General features: G+C 64.6%; 21 protein-coding genes and 2 pseudogenes. 9 read left to right on the top strand and 14 right to left on the bottom strand.

Translation table 11 applies throughout. The features are described from left to right. The 3 genes and pseudogenes from DBR22_RS04255 to DBR22_RS04245 form a co-directional block, all read right to left on the bottom strand. A pseudogene (locus DBR22_RS04255) lies at positions 1 to 231 on the bottom strand (acetyl-CoA carboxyl transferase); the annotation flags it as partial. Between the two features lie 2 nt (positions 232 to 233). Then, entirely contained in the window at positions 234 to 1,493 is a 1,260-nt protein-coding gene (locus tag DBR22_RS04250; RefSeq protein ID WP_108597929.1) for a CaiB/BaiF CoA transferase family protein, read from the bottom strand. Positions 1,494 to 1,552: 59 nt separating this feature from the next. Beyond that, a complete protein-coding gene (locus DBR22_RS04245) occupies positions 1,553 to 2,953 on the bottom strand; it encodes an SLC13 family permease (protein ID WP_108597928.1) in 1,401 nt (466 codons plus the stop codon). Positions 2,954 to 3,073: 120 nt separating this feature from the next. Here DBR22_RS04245 and DBR22_RS04240 point away from each other — a divergent pair, with 120 nt between their 5' ends. Next, entirely contained in the window at positions 3,074 to 3,781 is a 708-nt protein-coding gene (locus DBR22_RS04240; RefSeq protein ID WP_108597927.1) for a FadR/GntR family transcriptional regulator, read from the top strand. Between the two features lie 27 nt (positions 3,782 to 3,808). Beyond that, the gene (locus tag DBR22_RS04235; RefSeq protein ID WP_108597926.1) at positions 3,809 to 4,552 is read left to right on the top strand and encodes a DUF4386 family protein; all 744 of its coding nucleotides are present in this window, start codon (positions 3,809 to 3,811) and stop codon (positions 4,550 to 4,552) included. Between the two features lie 95 nt (positions 4,553 to 4,647). Here the strand turns inward: DBR22_RS04235 and DBR22_RS04230 are convergent, their stop codons facing one another. The 5 genes from DBR22_RS04230 to DBR22_RS04210 all read right to left on the bottom strand — a co-directional run bounded on the left by DBR22_RS04230 (position 4,648) and on the right by DBR22_RS04210 (position 8,233). After that, entirely contained in the window at positions 4,648 to 4,884 is a 237-nt protein-coding gene (locus DBR22_RS04230) for a hypothetical protein (RefSeq protein WP_108597925.1), read from the bottom strand. Positions 4,885 to 4,916: 32 nt separating this feature from the next. Continuing rightward, positions 4,917 to 5,681, bottom strand: coding sequence for an alpha/beta fold hydrolase (locus tag DBR22_RS04225; RefSeq protein ID WP_258229038.1), 765 nt, complete (start codon positions 5,679 to 5,681; stop codon positions 4,917 to 4,919). A gap of 36 nt (positions 5,682 to 5,717) precedes the next feature. Further along, positions 5,718 to 6,377, bottom strand: coding sequence for a dihydrofolate reductase family protein (locus DBR22_RS04220; RefSeq protein ID WP_108597924.1), 660 nt, complete (start codon positions 6,375 to 6,377; stop codon positions 5,718 to 5,720). 90 nt (positions 6,378 to 6,467) lie between these two features. Continuing rightward, the gene (locus DBR22_RS04215; RefSeq protein WP_108597923.1) at positions 6,468 to 7,790 is read right to left on the bottom strand and encodes an alpha-amylase family protein; all 1,323 of its coding nucleotides are present in this window, start codon (positions 7,788 to 7,790) and stop codon (positions 6,468 to 6,470) included. Further along, complete coding sequence (locus DBR22_RS04210) at positions 7,787 to 8,233, bottom strand: DUF1801 domain-containing protein (protein ID WP_258229037.1); 447 nt, start codon at positions 8,231 to 8,233, stop codon at positions 7,787 to 7,789. Before DBR22_RS04210 ends, DBR22_RS04215 begins: the two co-directional genes overlap by 4 nt. A gap of 86 nt (positions 8,234 to 8,319) precedes the next feature. Between DBR22_RS04210 and DBR22_RS04205 the strand changes: the two genes are divergently transcribed. Then, positions 8,320 to 8,757 carry a VOC family protein gene (locus tag DBR22_RS04205; RefSeq protein ID WP_108597922.1) on the top strand — a complete coding sequence of 146 codons (438 nt, stop codon included), beginning with the start codon at positions 8,320 to 8,322 and terminating at the stop codon, positions 8,755 to 8,757. A gap of 12 nt (positions 8,758 to 8,769) precedes the next feature. On the opposite strand, the gene DBR22_RS04200 is transcribed toward DBR22_RS04205, so the two are convergent. Then, positions 8,770 to 9,453, bottom strand: coding sequence for a hypothetical protein (locus DBR22_RS04200; RefSeq protein WP_108597921.1), 684 nt, complete (start codon positions 9,451 to 9,453; stop codon positions 8,770 to 8,772). A 179-nt stretch (positions 9,454 to 9,632) separates the two neighbouring features. Here DBR22_RS04200 and DBR22_RS04195 point away from each other — a divergent pair, with 179 nt between their 5' ends. Continuing rightward, the gene (locus tag DBR22_RS04195) at positions 9,633 to 9,800 is read left to right on the top strand and encodes a hypothetical protein (protein ID WP_258229036.1); all 168 of its coding nucleotides are present in this window, start codon (positions 9,633 to 9,635) and stop codon (positions 9,798 to 9,800) included. Positions 9,801 to 9,881: 81 nt separating this feature from the next. Here the strand turns inward: DBR22_RS04195 and DBR22_RS04190 are convergent, their stop codons facing one another. Next, the gene (locus DBR22_RS04190; RefSeq protein WP_108597920.1) at positions 9,882 to 10,157 is read right to left on the bottom strand and encodes a hypothetical protein; all 276 of its coding nucleotides are present in this window, start codon (positions 10,155 to 10,157) and stop codon (positions 9,882 to 9,884) included. Positions 10,158 to 10,400: 243 nt separating this feature from the next. Here DBR22_RS04190 and DBR22_RS04185 point away from each other — a divergent pair, with 243 nt between their 5' ends. After that, positions 10,401 to 11,120: an SDR family NAD(P)-dependent oxidoreductase gene (locus DBR22_RS04185; RefSeq protein ID WP_108597919.1), complete on the top strand. Its 720-nt coding sequence runs from the start codon at positions 10,401 to 10,403 to the stop codon at positions 11,118 to 11,120. Positions 11,121 to 11,240: 120 nt separating this feature from the next. Here DBR22_RS04185 and DBR22_RS04180 read toward each other — a convergent pair whose 3' ends face one another. From DBR22_RS04180 to DBR22_RS04170, 3 genes are all read right to left on the bottom strand, one after another. Beyond that, a complete protein-coding gene (locus DBR22_RS04180; protein WP_441296235.1) occupies positions 11,241 to 12,314 on the bottom strand; it encodes a DNA polymerase IV in 1,074 nt (357 codons plus the stop codon). 82 nt (positions 12,315 to 12,396) lie between these two features. Continuing rightward, a complete protein-coding gene (locus DBR22_RS04175) occupies positions 12,397 to 12,657 on the bottom strand; it encodes a hypothetical protein (protein ID WP_108597917.1) in 261 nt (86 codons plus the stop codon). A 239-nt stretch (positions 12,658 to 12,896) separates the two neighbouring features. Next, on the bottom strand, positions 12,897 to 13,967 hold the full coding sequence (locus tag DBR22_RS04170) for a hypothetical protein (RefSeq protein ID WP_146187371.1): 1,071 nt from the start codon (positions 13,965 to 13,967) through the stop codon (positions 12,897 to 12,899). 360 nt (positions 13,968 to 14,327) lie between these two features. Between DBR22_RS04170 and DBR22_RS04165 the strand changes: the two genes are divergently transcribed. Then, positions 14,328 to 15,149 (top strand): VOC family protein, encoded by an 822-nt coding sequence (locus tag DBR22_RS04165; RefSeq protein ID WP_108597915.1) that lies wholly within the window; start codon positions 14,328 to 14,330, stop codon positions 15,147 to 15,149. A gap of 50 nt (positions 15,150 to 15,199) precedes the next feature. Here the strand turns inward: DBR22_RS04165 and DBR22_RS04160 are convergent, their stop codons facing one another. Beyond that, complete coding sequence (locus DBR22_RS04160) at positions 15,200 to 15,676, bottom strand: helix-turn-helix domain-containing protein (protein WP_108597914.1); 477 nt, start codon at positions 15,674 to 15,676, stop codon at positions 15,200 to 15,202. 118 nt (positions 15,677 to 15,794) lie between these two features. On the opposite strand from DBR22_RS04160, the pseudogene DBR22_RS04155 reads away from it, so the two are divergent. The 3 genes and pseudogenes from DBR22_RS04155 to DBR22_RS04145 all read left to right on the top strand — a co-directional run. After that, positions 15,795 to 16,457 (top strand): annotated as a pseudogene (locus DBR22_RS04155) (thiolase family protein); the annotation flags it as partial. 153 nt (positions 16,458 to 16,610) lie between these two features. After that, entirely contained in the window at positions 16,611 to 18,167 is a 1,557-nt protein-coding gene (locus DBR22_RS04150; protein WP_108597930.1) for a Re/Si-specific NAD(P)(+) transhydrogenase subunit alpha, read from the top strand. 44 nt (positions 18,168 to 18,211) lie between these two features. Continuing rightward, positions 18,212 to 18,747 (top strand): NAD(P)(+) transhydrogenase (Re/Si-specific) subunit beta (locus tag DBR22_RS04145; RefSeq protein WP_181365017.1); only part of this gene is annotated, 536 nt, incomplete at its 3' end.

Genomic DNA, 18,747 nt, shown 5'->3' with positions numbered 1-18,747 from the left:
GAATTCGCTGACGATCACGGCGACGCGGCGGCCGCGGATATGCCCTTCGCCGGTCAGGACGGACTCGTCGACGCCGGTTTTCGCGCGGGCGGCCGCCAGTTCCTCGCGGTATTCGGGGCCCGGATCGGGATCCACCACGGGAGCATCCCAGCTCCGGTACGTGCCCGGATCGAGCACCGTGGTGATGAGTCCGGCGGCGTCCAAAGGCCGGGCTTTTTGCTCTGTCAGCATGGTCAGCGGCCTTCCTGTTCCGGGGCGGGCGCGGCGGAGCCGGCTTCTGCACTGCCGATTCCTGCCGGCACCAGCCCGAGCCACTGCCGGATCCGGTCTCCGTCCTGGTCCAGCAGCGGTGGTGCGGTGTGCGACTTGAGTGTGGTTTCGGTCGTGTCTGCGTTGCTGAAGAACCGGAGCGGCGGCCCGGGAAGGCTGACGTTGCCCAGGATTTTGTGGTCGACGTCGATCAGGAGACCTTGGGAGTGGACCTGGTCCCAGGCGTAGACCTCCTCGAGGGTGCGGACTTTTCCGGCCGGGATGCCAGCCTCATTGAGCTTGGCCAGCAGCGGCTCGGCTTCGAATTCGGAGAAAGCCTGCTCCACGACCTCGATGACTTTGGCACGGTTTCGGACCCGGTCTGCGTTCGTAGCGAACTCGGGCTGCGCGGCGTCGATCCCGAAGGTGGTGACGAAGGTGCGCCAGAGCTTTTCGCTGCCGACACTGATCTGCACGCTGCCCTGCCTGCAGCGGAACAGCCCGTACGGGGCGATGGAGGGGTGATGGTTGCCTTGGGCTTGGGGTACCTCGCCGGCAACCGTGGTCCTGGTGCCCTGGAAGGCGTGCACCCCGATGAGTGCGGCGAGCAGTGATGTGCGGACGATCTGGCCCTTCCCGGTCCGCTCGCGCTGGAGCAGGGCCGCGAGGGTGCCGAACGCGCCGTACATGCCGGAGAGCAGATCGGCGATGGGGACACCCACACGCTGCGGGTCATCCGGCCCCGAACCGGTCAGGGACATCAGTCCGGCTTCGCCCTGCAGGATCTGGTCGTAGCCGCTGCGCCGCGATTCGGGACCGTCGTGGCCGAAACCGGTGATGGAGAGGATGACCAGTGCCGGGTTCAGCGCGTGCATTTCCGCGGTGGAGAAGCCGAGCCGGTCCAGGACGCCGGGGCGGAAGTTCTCGATCACGACGTCGGCGCGTTCCAGCAGTTCGCGCAATACTGACCGGCCGTCGTCGCTCTTCAGGTCCAGGGCGATGGATTCCTTGTTGCGGTTGCAGGACAGGAAATAGGTGGCCTGCGGGTCATCTTCGGGACCCACAAACGGCGGACCCCAGCCGCGGGTGTCGTCCCCGGTGCCGGGGTTTTCGACCTTGATGACCCGGGCGCCCAGATCGGCCAGCATCATCCCGGCGTGCGGACCGGCCAGGGCGCGGCTCAGGTCAACCACGAGGTAGCCGGACAGCGGGCCTTCGGTATGCGTTGTTGCTTCGGTGCTCATAGCGGTAGTCCTCTGTTTCAAAGTGTCGGGCACGGGCTGAAGTTTTGGGTGGGGGGCTGTTACATCCAGCCCGGGACCACCATGACGAGCCAGGCGATAGCGGGTCCGACCGCGACGACGATGCCGCTGTAGGCCAGGATCTGCTTGTAGAACCTGTCCTTGTCCACGTCTTCGGGGGCGTTGGCCAGCACCAGGGCGCCGTTGGTGGAGAACGGGGACACATCAACGATCGTGGAGGCGACGGCGAGGGCGGCGATGACGCCGACCGCACCGATTTCACCCGAGGCCAGGAACGGGACGGCCAGCGGGATGAGTGCTGCGAGGATGGCGGTGGAGGAGGCAAAGGCGGAAACCACTGCACCGATGTAGCAGATCAGGAGTGCTGCCAGGAGGGGCATGCCGAGCTGGGTTACGCCGTCGGAGACGAACTTGATGGTGCCGGCTTCTTCGAGGACCCCCACGAACGTGAGCATGCCGCAGATGAGCAGGACCGTGGACCAGCTGATCTTGTTCACGGCACCCTTCTGGGCAGCGGGGGAGACCAGGGCAAGGACGATGGCGATGGTGATGGAGACGAAGCCGACGTCCACCTTGAAGCCCAGCGAGATGACGGCGAGGGCGATCAGGCCCAGGATGGTGACCAGCTGCGGTATGGAGGCGCGGGCGCCGTTGGCCGTAGCCGCGGTGTCTCCCGTTGCAGGTGCGCTGGTTCCGCCCGAGGTGCCCTTCGCTGAGACGCCGGCGGAGGAGATGTCGGAGCCGGAGCCCTGCAGGGTCACTCCTGCGGCGCGGGCACCCAGGCTGACGGACATGCGTGATTCAGCGGCCTGTTCCACCATCCGGCCCGCCTTGGTGGAGCGGAACCTGTTACCGCCGAGGACAAGGAACAGGACCACCGCGATGGCGAGGTTGAAAAGGAAGCTGGCCAGGAAGATCGCCATGGGGCTGGCTTCCAGATCCGTCTTGGCAATGATGCCGTTGACCGTCACACCGTAGACCGCGATGGGGGAGAAGCCGCCGGCCTGCGCTCCGTGGATGACCATCATGCCCATCATGAGGGGATTGATCTTGTGTTTGGCCGCAAAGCTCAGGGCGATGGGGGCGATGATCGCGACGGCGGCGGGAGACAGTGCACCCACCGCGGTGATGACTGCGGTGATGGCGAACATGACCCAGGGGATGAGCGCCACTTTGTTGCCCACCAGCCGGACGGCGCCGCGGACCAGGAGGTCAATGGTGCCGTTGTTCTGGGCGATAGCGAAGAGGTAGGTGACCCCGACGATCGTCAGGAACAGGCCGCCGGGAAAGTTTGCCAGGATGTCGTTGGTGGACATGCCGAGCACAACGGACCCCAGCAGGAACGCCCCCACGAAGGCCAGGGCGCCCATATTCAGGGGCAGCACCGTGGCCAGCAGGAACATCGCCGCCAGAATGATGATGGACAGTACGGGAGCGGACATCTTTGTGCCTCCGGGTCGGAACGGGTGTGAAGTGGATCACTGGCCTAGCCTCCTAGACACTGGGTGTCTTTGTCAATAGTCGTCCGGTAGTCTGGGAATGTAAAACCCGAAAGGACGCGCATGGCAAAGCAGGCAGCGACGCAACAGATCTCCCGCGTCTCACGGCCCCGGCTCTACGAGCAGCTCGTTGAGCAGATCATGGACTACATCGAGGCTGCCCAGCTGGCTCCCGGGGATACGCTGCCGCCTGAGCGCGAGCTGGCCGAACGGCTGGGGGTTTCGCGGGCTACTTTGGCCCAAGCGCTGGTGGCGCTGGAGGTGCTTGGTGTGATCGACGTCCAGCACGGCACCGGTGCCGTGCTGGTCTACCGACCCAATGTCCCGTCGGTGATCAAGGGCCTGCGCGAGCACCGCAGCAGGCTGCCCGAGATCGTGGAGGCGCGAAGCACACTCGAGGTAAAACTCGCCGAGCTTGCAGCCGCGAGGCGCAGCGACGGGGACATGGATGCCATTGACGCGGCACTTGAGACAATGGCCGAAGAGGTGGCCTCGGGCGCAAAGGGCGCCCGCGGTGACGAGTTGTTCCATCAGGCCGTGACCTCCGCCGCTCATTCTGCGGTGCTGGCCCAGTTGATGACCTTCATTGCCGGAATGGTGCTGGAAACCCGCCTCGAGTCGCTGGGCCAGCCCGGCCGGCCGGAGCAGTCGCTCGCCTCGCACCGCAGGATCGCCGACGCCATCCGGGCCCAGGACCCGGCTGGTGCGGCCGCGGCCATGCTGGAGCACATCGAACTGGTGTCCGACGTAGCGCTTTTGAAAAACGGCTGAATTCTTCCACGATCCGGAGGTGCTGAGATGTCCGCTGAGATGACCACGACGGCACTAATCGGGGCCCAATGGCGGGGATTGGTCAGGCTCGGTGCCGCCGCCGCGGTGTTCGTGGTGGTCATGATCCCCCTCCAAGCGGCCGTCTTCATCCTCAGCCCGCCACCGGGCACTGTCGAGGACTTCTTTGCTTTGTTCCAGGAGAACCCGCTGCTCGGACTCCTCGACCTCGACCTTCTCCTGACGCTTGACTACCTCGTCCTGATCCCCTTTTACCTGGCGCTCTACGTGGTGGTGCGCCGGGTAGCCCCCGCTTGGGGGCTGCTGGCACTGGTCATCGGCATGTTCAGCCTGGTGCTCTTCGTCGTCTCCCGCGAAGCCACGTTCTCAATGTGGATGCTCAGCGACCAGTACGCTGCGGCGACCTCCCCAACCGATAAAGCCGCACTGTTGGCAGCAGGAACGACCTTGCTCACCCTTTACAACGGCGGTACGTTCGGCACCAGCTACATCCTCGGTGCGGTCAGCACACTGATGTTCTCGGCCCTGATGGTCCGTTACCGCATCTTTGGCCGGCTACCCGGTGGCATCGGCCTCCTCACGGGACTGACCATGCTAGTCCCCGCTAACGCCGGCCCGGTCGGTCTGACCATAGCGTTGGTGTCGCTTATCCCCACCGCGGCCTGGCTGATACTGCTCTGCCCGCACCTGCTCCGGGCCGCACGGGAAACACTGCCCGAAGAACGTCACGGTCCTGAGACGACACCGACGTGACCGATGCCTTCAATAAAACGCTGGACAGGATCGAGGCGGGCCTGAACACTGCCGTGAAGGGCTAGATTGTCAGGAATGCCCGTGCGTCGACGAGGTTATCGCTCATCCAGCTCTGACCCGTTTGACACGCCCACCACCTCGAAGAGGTCTTCGGCCTGCACTCCGTGTTCGGCCCATAATGGCCAGCGCTTCTTCAGTGTGTGTGCCTTGAGTGCTTCGAAGACGGCGGAGACCTTGTCTGCCAGCCGCACCGGTATGTGGAAGCCGGTTACTGATGGCCAGTCGACCGCCTGTTGTTGGATGGCGCGATTCGAGAGTAAGGAGTGAACCATGCATGGATGACTTTTCCTTGCTGCCACGTCGGTCACCTGCCTTCCGGTTGAGCTCGATCGAGCCAGTCGCCTAACAACGCGGCGAGCAGTTCGGGACGCTCGTGCATCAGCGCATGGCCGGCGTCGTCGAGGACTGCCAGGGTGGCCCGAGGGTAGCGTTCGAGCAGGTCGGCCGCGTCGGCAAACCCGGCGACCGAATCGCGTCGCCCCGCCACAACCAAGGTCGGCGCAGAGAATGTGGCCGAGCCGACGTCGACCGTCCACCCCGTGAAGATGCGCCCCAGCGCAGCCTCGTCCACCAGCGCCATGCCCGGCGCAACGTGGTCTCGGTACCGGCGGGCCGTGGCCTGTGTGCGCACGACAAAGTAGTCCTCGAACCCCACCCGGAGTGCAGGTTCGAGTTCGTCGTATGCGTCGGCGTCCTGACGCACCACGTCGTGGTCAGGCACGCTTCGCGCCCGTTCGGCGACAGGGCACAGCAACGCCAGACCGAGCACGCTGGCCGGTCTCCGTACAGCCACACCACGAGCCAGGTAGCCGCCGTACGAGTGTCCGAGCAGCAACACCGGTCCCGCGCCCAGATGATCAATGAAATCGCCGAGCAGTGCCACCACATCGTCGTTGCAGGTCAAGCCGCCGGCCGTCGAGTGGCCCATCCCCGGCAGATCCGGGTAGAACCGCCGGTACCGCGAGCCCGGAAGGATGGCCTCGATCGCCGCCTCGAGCTCTCGATGATCAACCCCGGCGCCATGCAACGCAACGAGCGGCACACCCTCGCCATGCTCGGCGTAGTGCACCAGGACTCCATTGATCCGGCACGCTGGCAAGCCGGCCTACCGGACCGTGCGACGGGTGAAGACCAGATGCACAACTCCGGCCGGAGAAGGGGTCGCCGCAATGTCAAAGCGTTGCTCGATTCCTTCGAGTCCATCCCACAGGCGCTCGCCCCGGCCCAGGACGATCGGCACGAGGACAAGGTGCATATGGTCGATCAGGTCGGCCTCGAGGAACTGTCGGATCGTGCTGACGCCGCCGCCGATCCGGACATCGAGGTCGCCGGCCAGGGCCCGGGCCTGCTCGAGCGCGGAGACAGGATCGGTGTCAACGAAATGGAAGGTTGTCCCGCCTTCCATCTCGAGTACCGGCCGGGGATGGTGTGTCAGAACAACCACGGGGGTGTGGAAGACCGGGTTATCGCCCCACCATCCCTTCCACTTCTCGTCCTCCCACGGGCCGCGTTGAGGGCCGAACTTGTTGCGCCCCATGATCTCCACGCCGATCCCGGGCCCCCACTGGCTGGCGAATGACTCGTCAACGCCGAAGGATCCCTCCGATTCCCCGTGGAAGCCCATCGCGCGGAAGGTCCGTGTCTCGAAAGCCCACTCCATGAGCAGTGAGCCGGCGTGACCGAACGGAGCCTCGAATTGCTGGCCCTCGCCGGTTCCGAATCCGTCAAGGGAGACCGAGAAGTTGTGCACGCGGACTAAGGACATGTGATCTCCTGAAGCGCTCGTCGTAGGCAATCACTTTAGGGTGATCAAACCCCGGCGCTCAAGACCGACGGCGGGAGAAGCGCGGCTGCCTCAGCCGAGGACGGCCCATCCCCGCGGCGGCAACACGACGGCGTTCGCGCCGACGTCGACGGTCGCGTGTCCGGCGACGACGGCGGTGGCGCCCGCCGCGCTCATCTGCTGCGCTTCGTGCGAGAGATTCAACGCGACGACGAGCGCATCGGCGTCGACCGCGATGCGGTACCCAAGCACCTCGTTGGAGAGCTGGAAGACGTCTGTGGTGGCGCGGTGCAGCCAGGGGTTCCGGCGCCGCAGCCCAATGAGTTCCTGGTGCACGGCGAAAACGGGGCTTCCCAGCGCCGAGAGCTGGTCGGGGGAGGACGGGAAGAGCGGCCTGACGTCGTCGTCACCCCCCGCCCTGTCCTCCTTGACGCCCCGGTAGCCCTGCTCGTCCCCGTAGTAGATGGACGGCGTTCCGCCGACTGTCATCAGGACGACGACGGCGTGCGGCACAAGCGCGGCATCGTTGAGCTTGCTCGCGATCCGGGTGACGTCGTGGTTGCCGATGAAGGTGAGCGGCGCGTATGAGCCCAGGAGCACGTTGTGCCGTTCGAAAGCGGCCGCGAGTTCGAAGAAGTTCGCGTCGTTGAGCGAACTCCAGACAGCCTTCCAGAGCTCGTACTGCGTGGCTGAATCGAGTCCGCCGGACCACACCTCGGCCGCGTAGTCGCCGTGGATGTACTCGCCAACGAAGTACGCGTTCGGATGGGATGACCGGACGCGCCCGGTGACGCGAGCCCAGAACGACGCCGGGACGGCGTAGGCGGCGTCGAGTCGCCAGCCGTCCGCACCCCGGCGCAGCCAGTGATCCATGACCTCGACGACGAAATCGGCGACGGCCGGCTCATCATGGTTAAGGGCCACGAGGTGGTGGTGGCCCTCGAAGTCGCGGTACGCGGGTTCGACGCCGGGAGTTGCGTCGTCGGGCCACTCCAGCGAGAACCAGGAGGCGGTGTCCGCCCCCGGCCCGCGCGCCAGGACGTTCTGGAACGGTGCGAAGGAGCGGCCGGTGTGGTTGAAGACGCCGTCGAGCAGTATGCGCAGCCCACGGCCGTGTGCCTCGGCTACCAGCGTGTCGAAGTCCTGCTCGGATCCGAGCCGGGGATCGATCCGGAAGTAGTCCGTGGTGTCGTAGCCGTGCGTCTCTGAGGCGAAGATGGGGCCAAGGGCCAGCCCCGATGCGCCGAGTTCCAAGGCGTAGTCCAGCCACGGGACAAGGTCCAGCAACCGCTGGCCGGCGGCGGGTTCCGGCGTCGCGCTTTTCTCCGCGCCGACGAAGCCGAGAGGATAGACCTGCCACCAGATGGCGTGCTGGACCCAGTCAGGTTCGTTCATGGCCGCTTCTTGCCGCCGACACCCGGCACGGAGGTGACTTGTTTCATCCAGGCTGCGAGCTGGTCTTCATCGATGTCATCAAGGGATTCCAGCTCCACACCCCGCGTCGACTTGCCCATTCCCACCGGTGCCACCGGCGGGACAGGCTCCAGCGCCGCTCCGTTTACAAACATAAGCTTGACGTGGCCGGCAAATCCGCCGCAGCTGAAGCACCACCCGTCGCCGACGCCGTAGTACGCCATGCCCCATTTCACGGAGCGCTGGAGGTCCGGCAGTGTCTTCGCCGCCAGCGCATCGACCGCTTCGGCAATGCCGCGCTGCGGCTGCGGCAGGCTGGCAATGTATGCGAAGACCGGCTTGTCACCGACTGCCGCCTTCGCGGGGCTCGCCCTGCCGGTCATTGCTTCCGGAAGTGAGGTGTTGTCGATCTCCCTGCTGGTCATGGCTAGTATTATCCTCGCGAGTGGGCGGTTGGGCTCGGACCTGCAACTACTGGAGCTATGCGGCCCGGCTCGGTAACGTGCAACGCATGGCCATCAAATTTGAGAACGTCGGCATTGCCGTTCGGGACCTCGAAGCAACGATCTCCTTCTTCACCGACCTCGGTCTTACGGTCGTGGGTCGTGACACGGTCAGTGGCGAGTGGACCGACACTGCCGTCGGCCTGGACGGCAACCACGCCAAGATAGCGATGCTGCAGACGCCAGACGGTCACGGCCGCCTTGAGCTCTTCGAGTACATTCACCCGGAAGCGATCGAGTCGGAGCCCACCCGGCCCAATGAGATTGGCATGCACCGCGTCGCGTTCTCAGTCGACAACATCGACAAAGCCCTGGAGATAGCCGCGAAGCACGGCTGCCATCCGCTTCGGGGCGTGGCGACCTATAAGGACGTCTACAAGCTGACCTACGTCCGCGGCCCAAGCGGCATTCTGGTGATGCTCGCCGAGGAACTCAAGAAAAGCTGATCGTTCTGGTGCTTATCTCCGGGTCATGAACTGGACCTGGATGAAACTGAGTTCGGCGCGTGGAAGGACAGCGGTCACGGTTCCGCCGTCCGGCAGTCCTGCGCCGATGCCGTAGACGAATGGGCTTGTGTCGACCTCCACAGCGGGCACCTCCAGCCCGTCGACGAAGACAGTGGCTTGGTCATTGGTCGTCAGGCCGGTCGCAGCGGACGGTGGCTGGTCCCACGGATTGCCCAGTCCAAGCTCCTGCCGATACTGGTTCATGAGAATGTGGTTGACGTGTTCCAGCAACACATTCCCGACAGAAGTACGCTCGGAACGCTCTCGGTGCCAGGTAGTGCGAACCGCCTCCATCAGTTGCGGGTATCGCAGCCGCTCCACGTACTCGGCCAGCCAGGCGGGCCGAGGCCAGGGCGGGACATCTTCGATCGACCTCCGTGTCTGCTCGTCGAGGTCAGCGAGGTTGATCGGGTCTGAACGGTCAAGCGGGTTCCGCCACAATGTATACATGATGCTGGCTGTTATTTCGCTGTAGCCGCGAGCCCCCTGGGTATAGGTGAGGCCCACGCTGTCGGTGTCTTCCAGCGAAGGCTGGGACACGAGACCCATGACAGGGATGGGCATGAGCTTCAGGCGCTCAGCCAGGTCCACACGGGGGTCGGGCGCATCCTCCGGAAGAATACCGCTCAGTCTCATGCCTCATTATGAACCAAAGGCGCCTTCAGAGGCCTTGTGCTCCTGGAGACTTGCGTGGCGTCCCGCAAGGATTCCCAAACCGGACGTCGGCCCAACACGAAAACAGCGATTTGGCGTCCGAAAAAGCGTGGCTGAGCGGCGTAGGGTGTGGCTTAGGCACAACTATTGGGGGATTACCTGTGACTCAAGTATTTGGCATCGGGGCCGTGCTTTATGTGATTGTGATGGCCGTACTGATCGGCTTGGCGGCCTATGTCCTGATCCTGGTGATCACTTTCCTTCGGCTCCGCATTGCGGAACTGAAACGCACTGCGCCGCCCGGGAACAGCACTATTGGCAGTGACTGACCCCGCTGCGCTGGCTCGATCCACGATCTGCTGTCGAAAGCTGACTGGGAAGACCGCATCGCCGAAGGGCTCCGTGAGTCATCACAGCAATTCAAGGCCGATAATCTCGGTTGTTTGTTCTTCGCCCGCCGGACCTCCGAAAAGCAGCGCGTAGCGAAAACGGGGTACCAGCCGGCCATTCTTGTCAGAGTGGTGATCCTGCCAACGAACAAAAACCTCATAGGGCTTGTCCCCGGCCAAGTCCGCGGCCCAGTCAATAACGTCCGTGACCTGCTCCGCGTCCGTGACGTCCCATTCATCAACCGACCAGGCGAAACGGGGTTCAGGCGGCGGCCCCCAGATACGCACCCGGTACACAGGGGCGGATCGCCATCCCCCACGGGGTCGTTCGGATCAGCCCGGGTGCTTCGCATTGGCCGAGCCTACCTCCCCGCGTGGATTGAAGAATCCCTGGAGGGTCGGAGGAGGAATATGGTGAGACGGCCCACATTGGTTGACTTTTCAAGTATTAGTGCGAGGATAGATGCATACGCATATAAATGCGCATGCGGGACCGTCGATACGGCTGTGACCGCAAAACGTTTACAGATTGGATGGGTAATGCAACTCGAGAACAAGGTCGCATTCGTCACCGGCGGCGGATCGGGGCTCGGTCTTGCGACCGCAAAGACTTTCATTGCCGAGGGCGCGAAGGTCATGATCTTCGACTTCAATCCCAAATCGCGGGAAGTCGCCGGCGAGATCGGTGCGAAGTTTGTGCAGGGTGATGTCTCCAGTGCCGAGAGCGTCCAGGCCGCCGTTGCGAAGACGGTCGAGGAGTTTGGCAGCCTTGACATTGCCGTAGCCTCGGCGGGTGTCGGCGGCGAGGGTGACGTGGTTACTTCCACCATCGAAAACTGGGAGCGTACCAACGGCATCGACTACTCGGGTGTTTTCTACACGAACAAGTACGTCATCGAGCAGCTTCTCAAGCAGGGCCGGGGCGGCGTTGTTGTCAACCTCGCCTCGATGTTCGGCCTGGTGGCCGTCTCCAACAACATCGCCTATTCGGCCTCGAAGGGCGGCGTTGTGAACATGACCCGCGCCGCCGGGACGATGTACGCGAAGGAGGGCATCCGTGTGAACGCGGTGGCCCCGGGCGTCATCCGAACTCCGCTCATCGACGAGCCCACGCTCGAGCAGTATGCAACACTGCACCCGGCAGGTCGCGTCGGCGAGGCGCAGGAAGTTGCCGATCTCATCACCTTCCTCACGAGCGACAAGGCAAAGTTCATCACCGGCGCGACCATTCCCATTGACGGCGGCTATACGGCTGTCTAGCCAAACCCGGCAGGACATAACGCGGGGTCACTCCGCGCCCGATAACCATGGCTAATCGGGCGCGGAGTGACCCCGCGTTGCTCCATTCTGGGCCTTCCCGGCGTCGGAACGACGACGGCGTCACCAACCACCGCGCGTCGGCGTATGTCCCGTGCGGGCATCGTCGGGCATGGCCATTTCGGCCCGGAGGCCGAGCAGCCGGATGGGACGGCCCGCCTCGATGACGGCTGCGAGGTCCAGGGCACGCGTGAGGATTTCGTTCCGGTCGAATGTCTCAGGAATCTTCTTCGCGTGGGTCTTGGTGATGAACGGCGCGTACCGAACCTTAAGGGTCAGCCCAATCACTGGCCGTCCCTCGGCTACAACATCCTCAAGGACACGTGCTGTCAGCTCCCTTACGGCTACGTCCACCTGGGCGGGCTCGGTCAGGTCGGCCTGGAAGGTGGTCTCCCGGCTGTGCCCGCGGGCAACCCACGGGGTGTCGTCCACCACGCTGGCGCCGTCCCCGCGTCCGAGCTCCGCGTACCAAGGACCCATCCGGGGGCCGAACTCCGGAACCAGGTCTTGCGGGTCCGAGGCGGCGAGCTCGGCCACCGTGTCGATGCCGAGTTTGGCCAGCCGGCCCGAGACTTTGCTTCCGACGCCCCAAAGGTCCTTGGTGGGCCGGCTACCCATGACCTCGAGCCAGTTCCCGGCGGTGAGGCGAAAGACGCCGGCCGGCTTTCCGAAACCTGTGGCGACCTTGGCTCTGACCAGGGTGTCGCCGATGCCCACGCTGCAGTGCAGCCGCGTCCGCTCCAGGACGGCTGCCTGCAGCTGCCGTGCGTAGGCTTCCGGATTATCTGTCTCGGTGCCAACAAATGCTTCATCCCAGCCCAACACCTGGACAGTGGCGCCATGCTGCGCGCGCAAGGTAGCCATCACCGCCTCAGAGGCCTCGAGGTACGCCTCGTGATCAACCGGAAGGATCACAGCGTCCGGTACTTTCCGGGCCGCGATCCGTAACGGCATTCCGGAACCGACGCCGAACGCCCGGGCTTCGTAGGATGCCGTGGACACCACAGCCCGTTCCGTGGGGTCGCCACGGCCGCCCACAATGATGGGCTTGCCTGCAAGCTCCGGCCGTCGAAGTACTTCGACTGCAGCGATGAACTGGTCGAGATCGACGTGCAGCACCCACCGGATTCCGCTCACGCCACCAGTCTGCCCTAAACGTTGCCCGCAGGCACCGGATCCTGACCAGGTCTCGCCGCTGAGCCTTTGGCCGCCACTTTCCTCAGAAGAGCTCTTCGCCGCGAAGCACTCTTTCCAGGTCCTCGGTGCTCAGGCCCGCTGCTCCCAGAATCCACTTTGTCCCGTAGCCAGCCTGGCTGGATGTACGGACAGCAGCACCAAGATCGATAGCCGCGCTCCGGCAGGCGTCCATGGCGTGGCGAAGTTCATCCGCCGCTTGCCGAACCGGCAGGCTTACTTCATCGGGCGGCACAGTTGACCGTGCGGTGGTGTCGTCAATGTTGAAAGTCCAGTCGGAGTCCAATTTTTCCCCATTCTTGGTGACTCGGAATAGAGACAGGATATGTCGCGAAGTGGGCTCAAGCGCCGGGCCATGAATCGCAATATCTTGCGGTTCGTGCTGCCTCCAGTGGTTTTTTGACCTGCATCTCCCTGGCATCCCAGGGGGATGCTGCGCAAGGGCCCGGGCACGCTGCCCAGGCCCTTGGGCATGCATGGCTGCCTGACCTCAACGCTTTTTGGAGGGATGGTTAGCCCGGTCTCCTAGTTGAGTGGAAGTCCGAAGTGGTAAGTGTCGCCCGTCATGTCAATGGACTTGAATGGTCCCTCGCATTTTCCAGATACCGCCGAGCAAACCGAGATACCTGGACCGATCAGGGCCAACTCTTCAGGCCCGGCCCAGCCGTAGCGCTGCTGGAAACCGCGCCCGATCTTGACTGCTGCCCCGGTCGCCGTCTCGACAATCAGGCCATGGGCCGGGGCATACCAAAACCGGCCACCAGGGCTGAGGCCACTGCCGAAAGCCGTCCGGTCTCCATAGGAAGAGTGGACCGAGGACAAAACGGTTCCGTCAGCGTTCTCGAAATCGATGCGATCCTCCCTCTCCACCGCCCAAATGTCCCCGCTGACATCGGCAACAGGCCGGTCGCTCAGTTGAGGGGCTTCGCCCGCGGCCCACCGCCAAACCCACACCTCCCCCGTGGCCCCTCCACCGGGCGAGATTGCGTAGTAGACGGCGGCATCATCGATTGATCCGTAAACCACACTTTTTTCGGCGGCTAGAGACGGGATCACTGCATGGGCGAGAGCCTCCCCGGTGCTTGGACGCACGACGACGATGTCCCCGCCGTATGCGCCCCTATGGACCCAAGAGACCAGGTCATGGCTGGGGTTACCGACTATGTCCCGAATGTCCTGAAACTCACCCCATTGACGGCTAAGGCGGGTTTCCTTGGGTTCCAGCCAGTCGAGCTCCCTGATGCTGTGTTCCCAGTCTGCCCAAACAAGCCTCGACGTCTCGGCATTCACATAGACCACACCAGTGGAAGTCGTTGTGAATGACGCCACGCGGGCCGGTAGCCATCTGTTTTCCCCGGCATATAGGTCTCCCGCATCCGTGTAGAACAGGGCATCAGGGCCCCAGCCTTCGCGTGCGGCAACAGCTACTTCAGATTCCGAAGTCGAAGGCACCGGAAAGGCCGGACCGGGAAGCGGCCGCTTCCGATCCGGCTCCTCATAGGTGCAGCCGACGATCCAAAATGCCAGTCCCAGGCTGACAATGAGCGCCGTTACCCGCTGACGCCTTAATTTACGGCCCCACACCCCGCTGCTCACTTCCACACCTTCTGCTCACCTTCGAGGGGTGTCATGGAGCTCTTCGATCCACCAAGCCGTTACAGGTTACTGTGAGGCCCCGCAGCCGGGTGGCCCCGCGGGCGGCCCGGGATGGGAGGCCGTCGCCTCAAGTCTCCTCCGGCACAGAACCCGTGACAATGAAGAGCTGTACGGCGCCAAATTTGGGAGGGTCACAGATATCGTGTTTGAGGCAGAAGGCAAGTTTCCAGCCGGGGACAGTTATGGATCCCTATCGCAGCAGACCCCGCCAGATAGACGCTGCCTTCGCAGGCCCACAATCCAGGTATTTCCTGCCGGAACCCGGCTCGCTAGGCTGTGTCCCATGAACGGGAACAAGCCATGAACGGACGCTCCTATCCAGAGGGCGTACCGAGTTGGATCGACACAGAGCAGGCTGACGTTGAGGCGGCCGCTGAGTTCTATTCAGGACTTTTCGGCTGGACGTTCGAGGACGTGATGCCGCACGGAGCTCCGGGCCGCTATCTGATAGCAAAGCTTGATGGCCAGGATGTTGCCGGGCTGGCGGGCAGCCCTGGCGGTACGCCGCGGTGGAACACCTACATCGCCGTGGATGACGCGGATGCCGCAGTGCAGCGACTGATTGCCGCTGGCGCCACGGTGCTCGAGGCACCGGCGGACGCGGGGGAGGGAGGGCGCAGCGCGGCGCTAACCGATCCCGAAGGTGTTGAGTTCCGCCTCTGGCAGGCCAAACGACGGTTAGGAGCGCAGGCGGTTAACGCGCCGGGGTCCTGGAACTTCAGCGACCTCCACACAGACAGCCCCACCGCAGCAGTTGCGTTCTATGGAGGCGCATTCGGCTGGCAGGTCGACGACGTCGGATTCGGCATGATGGTCCGCCGGCCGGGTTACGGTGACCATCTTGCAGCTACATCCGATCCCGATATCAGGGAGCGGCAGGCAGAATTTTCCGCGCCACCAGGCTTCGAGGACGCCATCGCGTGGGTGGTGCCCACTGACCCCGGGGAACCGCCGCACTGGCACGTCACGTTCGCCGTTGCCGACCGTGATCAGACGGTCGAAGAGGCGAAACGCCTTGGCGCCGAAGTCCTCAGGCAGCGTGAGACTGACTGGACACGCGATGCCCTGATCCGTGACCCGCAAGGAGCCGAATTCACCGCAAGCCAATTCACAGCCGGCTAGATGGGACGAATGGTCCCGCGGCTACAACGGGCGTGGACCCCGGGACCACGTCAGGGTGCCATCGACTCCGGTGTTTCGATCCCCAGGGAGCGCAGTTTCCGGTAGAGGGTGGTCCGGCCCATCCCGAGTGAATCCGCAGCAACAGATCGGTTGCCTCCGCTCTGTTCGAGCGCGGCCACGATGGCATCCCGTTCCAGGGACTCGAGTTTGGAAAGCCTGCGCCGGCTGGTGCTTTGGAGGTGCTCGGGGAGATCGTTGGCCTGCAGCACTCGGCCCGGATGTGCCCTGCCCAAGGCTTCCAGTGTGACGCGGAGTTCGGCAATATTCCCGGGCCAGTGCCACCGCATGAGGCCTTGGAGTGCCACTGCTGAGAGGGTGGACCGGTCTGCTGGTGCGGCCGCGTCCAGGAAATGTGCGGCCAGGACGGGGATGCGTTCCTTGGTCTCGGACAGGCTGGGCACAGTGACGCGTGCAGCGATCTGGGACACGGCTTCTGAGACGTAGTCCGGGCATGCTTCCGGATTCATGGTCAGAACAAGCCGGGCGGTGGAGGCGGAGGGAGCAGGGCGGCCAGCGGGGGAGGGTGCCCCGTGCTGGCGCGTGGCTGCGTCCAGTGCCTTGAGCCTGTTCAGTTCGTTCCGCGACGGGGTGAGCCGGGAGCAGCAGGATGAGTTCGCGGCGAACTCCCACAACCTCTCTGCTGCGGCGTGGGATGAGGGGTTCTACGACAACCTGGTCACCCCGGTGCCGGGCACTGACCTGGTCCGGGACGAGGGCATCCGTGCCGGGTCCTCGGCGGAGAAGCTCGCCGGGCTCAAGACCGTGTTCCGGGCCGAGAACGGGACTGTGACGGCCGGGAACGCCTCCCCGCTCTCCGATGGGGCGTCGGCTGCATGGATCGGCTCCGAGAACGCGGCCGGGATCCTGGGCCTGGAACCCCTTGCCCGCATCGCCGGGCGCGGCGCGCACGCCAATGATCCGCAGTTCTTCGGCTACGCGCCGGTGGAGGCGGCGAACAAGGCCCTCGCGAAGGCGGGCATCGGCTGGGACCAGGTGGGCGCCGTCGAACTTAACGAGGCGTTCGCTGCGCAGTCCCTGGCGTGCATCAACGCCCGGGGCATCGACCCGCGAATCGTGAATCGGCATGGCGGGGCGATCGCGATGGGCCACCCCTTGGGCGCGTCCGGTACCCGGATCCTGGGCACCCTGGCCCGGTCCCTGCAGGCCTCCGGGGAACGCTGGGGCGTCGCCGCGATCTGCATCGGCGTCGGCCAGGGCCTCGCCGTCGTCATGGAAAACGTCACATAAACCGCACTAAGGCATACTGAACAGGAGTTTTAGGGACCCGTCAGCTTTGGCTGGCGGGTCCCTGCAATGTCCTTGAAGAAACGAACCAACGTGGGTTTGCCTGGCGGCGGTTGACGCGCGCCGGGCCTTTTGTATGGAAAAAGGAGAGTGAACGTGACACGTATTGGCATTGTGGCCGAGTTGGGTCGCGAGAGCCGGGTGGCGGCGACGCCCACCACGGTTAAGCAGTTGTTGGGGTTGGGCTACGAGGTTGTGGTCGAGAAGGGCGCGGGGGAGTCCGCGTCGTTCCGTGATGAGGCCTATGTTGAGGCCGGTGCCCTGATTGTGGGTGCTGATGAGGCGTGGGGGTCTGAGGTGGTGCTGCGGGTTAATCCGCCCACCGAGGAGGAGATTGACCGGCTGGCTCCCGGTGCGACGCTGATCGGGTCGTTGAGCCCTGGGCTGCGGCCGGAGCTGGTGGAGGCCCTGGCGGCACGTCCGATCACGGCGCTGGCATTGGATGCGGTGCCGCGGATTTCGCGGGCGCAGTCGATGGATGTGTTGAGCTCGATGGCGAACATTGCCGGGTACCGTGCGGTGATTGAGGCCGCGCATGAGTTCGGCCGGTTTTTCACCGGCCAGGTGACAGCTGCGGGCAAGGTCCCGCCGGCGAAGGTCCTGGTGGCCGGCGCCGGTGTGGCCGGGTTGGCGGCGATCGGTGCTGCGTCCAGCCTCGGCGCTATTGTCCGTGCGACCGATCCGCGCCCTGAGGTCGCTGACCAGGTGAAGTCCATCGGCGGGACCTACCTCAAGGTTGAGGTGGAGGAGGAGATGAAGTCCTCCGACGGATACGCGAAAGCCACCTCCGAGGCCTACAACGCCCGGGCCGCTGAGATCTACACCGAGCAGGCACGCGATGTGGACATCATCATCACCACGGCCCTGATCCCGGGCCGTCCGGCACCGAAGCTGCTCACGGCCGAGGACGTGGCCGGGATGAAGTCCGGCAGCGTGATTGTGGACATGGCCGCCGGGCAGGGCGGGAACGTGGAAGGCTCCGTGGCCGGGGAGCGCGTGGTCACTGATAACGGTGTGGTCATCCTGGGCTACACGGATCTGCCTGCCCGGCTCCCGGCCCAGGCGTCCCAGCTGTACGGGACGAACATGCTGAACCTTCTCAAGCTCCTGACCAAGGACAAGGACGGGGTGTTGAGGATCGACTTTGATGATGTGGTGCAGCGTTCGGTGACGGTGGTCCGCGACGGCGAGAAGACGTGGCCACCGCCCCCGGTCCAGGTCTCCGCCGCCCCCGCGGCCACGGCCCAGGCCCCGGTTGCCGATGCCGCTGCGCCGAAGAAGAAGCAGGGCCTCAGCACCGGCGCCAAGGCCGGGCTGTTTGCGGCCGGGATTGCTGCGCTGTTCCTGATCAACGCGGTCGCTCCGGCGCCGTTGCCGCAGCACTTCACCGTGCTGATGCTCTCGGTCGTGGTCGGTTTCTACGTGATCGGGAAGGTCCACCACGCCCTGCACACCCCGCTGATGTCCGTCACCAACGCAATCTCCGGGATCATCGTCGTCGGTGCGCTGCTGCAGGTCACCTCGGACAACCCGGTGATGCAGGTCCTCGCCGCCGTCGCGGTGCTGCTGGCCAGCATCAACATCTTCGGCGGCTTCGCCGTCACCCGCCGCATGCTCGCCATGTTCTCCCGTGGAGACGGGGCCCGCAAATGAGCGCCGTCACCGAAGCAGCAGCAACACTTTCGAGGAGCCTTACCGTGTCTGACACCGTCTCCGGTCCGTTGACCGCCGACACCATCGCGGGAGCTGCGTACATCGTCGCGGCCCTGCTGTTCATCCTCAGCCTCGCCGGCCTAAGCAAACACGAAAACGCCCGCGCCGGCGTCGTCTACGGCATCACCGGCATGGTCATCGCCCTCGCCGCCACAGTCTGGCTGACCGTGCAGGGCGCCTGGGGCACCGGCCACGGCCTCACCGGCCTGGTCCTGCTCCTGGCCGCGGTGATCGTCGGCGGAGCCATCGGCCTCTGGCGCGCACGCGTGGTGGAAATGACCGGGATGCCCGAACTCATCGCACTGCTGCACAGCTTCGTGGGCCTCGCCGCGGTCCTGGTGGGCTGGAACGGCCACCTCGAAGCCCCTTCCCTGTCCCCGGAGCTGATGGCCGTCCACCACGCCGAGGTGTTCATCGGCGTGTTCATCGGCGCGGTAACCTTTACCGGCTCGATCGTGGCGTTCCTGAAACTCTCGGCCCGGATGAAGTCCTCGCCGCTGATGCTGCCGGGCAAAAACGT

This window comes from Arthrobacter sp. HMWF013 (genome assembly GCF_003061105.1).
GTDB lineage: Bacteria > Actinomycetota > Actinomycetes > Actinomycetales > Micrococcaceae > Arthrobacter.
The sequence above is the reverse complement of the archived record's forward strand: the minus strand, read 5'-3'. Positions and strand labels throughout refer to the sequence as shown.

Excerpts from the sequence above, each read along its gene's own strand:
- DBR22_RS04205 (WP_108597922.1), top strand. The coding sequence starts at position 8,320 with ATGGCCATCAAATTTGAGAACGTCGGCATTGCCGTTCGGGACCTCGAA.
- DBR22_RS04160 (WP_108597914.1), bottom strand. The coding sequence starts at position 15,676 with ATGAATCCGGAAGCATGCCCGGACTACGTCTCAGAAGCCGTGTCCCAG.
- DBR22_RS04185 (WP_108597919.1), top strand. The coding sequence starts at position 10,401 with ATGCAACTCGAGAACAAGGTCGCATTCGTCACCGGCGGCGGATCGGGG.
- DBR22_RS04230 (WP_108597925.1), bottom strand. The coding sequence starts at position 4,884 with ATGGTTCACTCCTTACTCTCGAATCGCGCCATCCAACAACAGGCGGTC.
- DBR22_RS04235 (WP_108597926.1), top strand. The coding sequence starts at position 3,809 with ATGTCCGCTGAGATGACCACGACGGCACTAATCGGGGCCCAATGGCGG.
- DBR22_RS04245 (WP_108597928.1), bottom strand. The coding sequence starts at position 2,953 with ATGTCCGCTCCCGTACTGTCCATCATCATTCTGGCGGCGATGTTCCTG.
- DBR22_RS04215 (WP_108597923.1), bottom strand. The coding sequence starts at position 7,790 with ATGAACGAACCTGACTGGGTCCAGCACGCCATCTGGTGGCAGGTCTAT.
- DBR22_RS04220 (WP_108597924.1), bottom strand. The coding sequence starts at position 6,377 with ATGTCCTTAGTCCGCGTGCACAACTTCTCGGTCTCCCTTGACGGATTC.
- DBR22_RS04165 (WP_108597915.1), top strand. The coding sequence starts at position 14,328 with ATGAACGGACGCTCCTATCCAGAGGGCGTACCGAGTTGGATCGACACA.
- DBR22_RS04250 (WP_108597929.1), bottom strand. The coding sequence starts at position 1,493 with ATGAGCACCGAAGCAACAACGCATACCGAAGGCCCGCTGTCCGGCTAC.
- DBR22_RS04210 (WP_258229037.1), bottom strand. The coding sequence starts at position 8,233 with ATGACCAGCAGGGAGATCGACAACACCTCACTTCCGGAAGCAATGACC.
- DBR22_RS04240 (WP_108597927.1), top strand. The coding sequence starts at position 3,074 with ATGGCAAAGCAGGCAGCGACGCAACAGATCTCCCGCGTCTCACGGCCC.
- DBR22_RS04200 (WP_108597921.1), bottom strand. The coding sequence starts at position 9,453 with ATGAGACTGAGCGGTATTCTTCCGGAGGATGCGCCCGACCCCCGTGTG.